Genomic DNA, 3,189 nt, shown 5'->3' on the forward strand with positions numbered 1-3,189 from the left:
TTGCAGCACTTTGTGTGTTTGACATCATTGTAAGCCTTGTGGCCGGATATGTCATTTTTCGCGATGAATATAGTGCTACAGGCGTTACACCGTCTGCACCTGAGAAGAAGCTAACACCCATGCCGCAAGCAGACAGGCTCTCTCTTGAACTTAAACTTTTATGCGTCTGCATAGGCCTTATTGGTTTTCATATTTGCGCCTATAATACACTGGCGACTATTCTTTTTCAGAGTGTGAAAAATTTTAGCTCTGAATATTATGGGCTTTGCAGTGCGGTTGCGGGTGTGGGCGCTTTTTTGGCTGCTTTTATCAAAATACCTCGCTTTGAATTTATCCTCCCAGCCCTTATGTTGGGTGTGGCTGATCTCATTTTTAGCACCACACAATTGCCCTATTTGGCTGTGGTCTTTTGTTTTTTTATTGGCTTTTCGATGAACACCATGCGGATTAACGCCCGTAAATATATGATTGAAGAGACCCAGACAGAGATTCAAGCAGAACTTGTGGGAAGCTATAGCGGCATGCTTTACACTGTCTCCCAATCAGCGGGTTATGTTATCCTTGGTCTTCTTACAAGCCCCGCTCTTATGGGACCACAGGCGGCCATTTATCTTCTACCCCTTATAGGGTTGATAATCTTTATTTATGTCCTTTTTCTTTTAGCGCGGCGAGTCAAAGCATGAGCAAACCCATCCTTATTGTCGACCCTTTCTCCACAGGTGCTCTCTATGGTCCTGCTTTGCAAAAATTGGGTTATGCCTGTTACGGCGTTGCATCTCAGCCAGCTCTTTTTTCGCATTTTATGCTTTCTTATCAGGGTGAGGGGATGGCAGAAGCGAAGCTTCATAGTGTGGATGAGATAAAGCAGCGTTTTCCAGCCGGTGCGATAGAAGCCGTGGTAGCTGGTGCTGAAGGAGGTATTTATTGTGCAGAACAATTGGCTGCTTACTATGGTTGTCTTGGAAATAACCCTTTGACCACCGATTGGCGGCGGAAAAAGGCGACGATGCAAAAGCGCCTTTGTGAAAATGGTTTGTCTTACATTCGGTCAAAGATTCTTACAAAAGATGATTGTATTCTCGATGGTTTTGAAAGCCTCAGCGGCTATGTGGTGAAGCCAAATGATTCTTCTGGGAGTGATAGCGTTTTGTTTTTTTCCAGCCGTGAGGAAGTAGTGGCGTGGGTTTCTAGGATCGACTGGATGCAGAAGAATATTTTTGGTGCACCTAACGAGGCTTATTTGCTCCAAGAAAGATTGGTGGGAGAGGAATACATAGTAGATGCTGTTGTAAATGGGGAGGCGATAAAGATATGTGCTTTATCACGATATAAAAAGGGTATCCATAATGGGAGTGCCTTTGTTTATGAATCGCTTGATGTGCTTGATGCTCAAGATCCCCTTTATGCTGCTCTTATCTCTTATGCAAAACAATGCATTCGCGCGTTGGGGATTGAATATGGGCCCGCGCATATGGAAATCATGCAAACCGCCCATGGTCCAGTGATGATCGAAGTGGGAGCTCGCCTCCACGGGGGAATTGCGCCCGCCTTGTTCGCGCATTGCTATGAGGATGATTTACTTGAAAGCTCCGTTAATCTTATTGCGGGAGTGTTTTCGGAAGCGTCAAGTTGTTTTAAGAAAAAGGGGCGTATTATCTTTCTTATCAACAAGGTTGACGGCCATATCATAAAAGATATTAACTCATGGCAGCAAAAGCTTCATTCTTGGAAAAATGTGGTTCATTTTATGCTCTTTTTTAAAGAAAACAAACCGCTTCCCCTGACAATCGATTTAAATACCTGCCCCGCCATTATAGCAATTTGGGGTCGGAGTGATGATGAATTATCGACCTTAGAGAGGATAATTCGTAGCAATTTCCTATAAAATACAACAATTGGGAGGAAAATATGGATTCAGCAACGCAAATAGTGAAAAATATAGAAAAATATGAAAAATGGAAACAGGTGGTTTTTAAAGAATTCGATGCAATAATGAATAACAAAATCAGGATTTTTCCTTGCCTATTTGGGGTAAAGGGATATCAAAAAGACATGCTGAGATTTGGGTTCTACAAAAAGTTAACCGCAAAAAATATTATGGAAGACCTTATAAATTATTGTGATAATTATAAGAGCTTTGGAAAGAGCACATCTTTTGTTGCATTTGAAGAGCCTGCACCCATACAAAGTGTCGAAGTTTATAGAGAGAAATTTTGGTCTATACTTAAAGATTTGTGAGCACTTGACGACCGAGAATGGCCTAAGCATATACCCCAAAATATGGATGATCCTCTATGGGAGTTCTGTTTTCATGGCGAGCCTATGTTCATAGTTTGCAATACACCGTCCCATATAAACAGAATAAGTAGAAAAAGTTCTACATTTATGTTAACTTTCCAGCCTAGGTGGGTTTTTTCTGATCTGTTGGATACAGAACAAAAAGCAAAAAATGCGTTTTCCACTGTAAGAAAAAGACTTGAACCTTTTGATATTATCACAAAATCCCCTTTTTTAGGGAAATATGGCGATCCAAAGAATAGAGAGTGGATGCAATACTTCCTGCAAGATAATAATATTGAATCCTCACCCTGTCCATATCATATAATGGAGCGCAACAATGACTAAGTTTTCTAAAATTAAATTAAATGAAAGTATATATGATACATTAAAAATGATGTTGCCAGAACAAGGCTCGATAGAGATACAAAGAGATTTCCCAAGAAAAATGCATGATTGGCATACGCACAAAGTCGATGAAACTCTCTTAATTATAGAGGGAGAGCTAGATTTTTTCTATAGCGAAAAGCGTATAACCTGTACGCCAGGAAATGTTATACATCTCCCAGCCAATACAAGGCATAAATCAGTTGCGCCAAATGCAGGATGCATATACGCGATCGCTATGGAAAGCCTCGCTATTAAAATGGGCGGCTGAATGCTTTCTAATTGATTTCCTCTGATACGGGCGAAAAAAATACCGAAGAAAGCCTTGCTTTTCGTGCAGATTTTTCCTCGCGCTTTTTTATCTGATTGATCCTCTGCAGTAAAATCATCAATCGTGGTTGATAATTCTCAGGAATTCCTGAGGGGGCGAGTAAAGCTGTGCGCTCTTTCCAAAGGGAGGATTCTAGAATCCTTGTATCCTGTTGCCACGCTTGTTTTGCTTTTTGAAGTGCTTTTGCGATAAAG

General features: G+C 41.0%; 3 protein-coding genes and 2 pseudogenes. 4 read left to right on the forward strand and 1 reads right to left on the reverse strand.

Going from position 1 to position 3,189, the window contains the following annotated elements; all coding sequences use genetic code 11:
- The 4 genes and pseudogenes from GQO39_RS08145 to GQO39_RS08160 form a co-directional block, all read left to right on the forward strand.
- On the forward strand, positions 1-683 hold a 683-nt coding region (locus GQO39_RS08145; protein ID WP_500789583.1), incomplete at its 5' end, for an MFS transporter.
- A complete protein-coding gene (locus GQO39_RS08150; protein WP_156851719.1) occupies positions 680-1,885 on the forward strand; it encodes an ATP-grasp domain-containing protein in 1,206 nt (401 codons plus the stop codon). The genes GQO39_RS08145 and GQO39_RS08150, both read left to right, overlap by 4 nt.
- A 107-nt stretch (positions 1,886-1,992) precedes the next feature.
- Positions 1,993-2,625: pseudogene (locus GQO39_RS08155) on the forward strand (YqcI/YcgG family protein).
- Positions 2,618-2,935 (forward strand): cupin domain-containing protein, encoded by a 318-nt coding sequence (locus tag GQO39_RS08160; protein WP_156851720.1) that lies wholly within the window; start codon positions 2,618-2,620, stop codon positions 2,933-2,935. Before GQO39_RS08155 ends, GQO39_RS08160 begins: the two are co-directional and overlap by 8 nt.
- Positions 2,936-2,942: 7 nt before the next feature.
- Here the strand turns inward: GQO39_RS08160 and GQO39_RS08980 are convergent.
- Positions 2,943-3,189: pseudogene (locus tag GQO39_RS08980) on the reverse strand (hypothetical protein); the annotation flags it as partial.

Origin of the sequence: Bartonella refiksaydamii, assembly GCF_902652675.1 — a bacterium.
GTDB lineage: Bacteria > Pseudomonadota > Alphaproteobacteria > Rhizobiales > Rhizobiaceae > Bartonella > Bartonella refiksaydamii.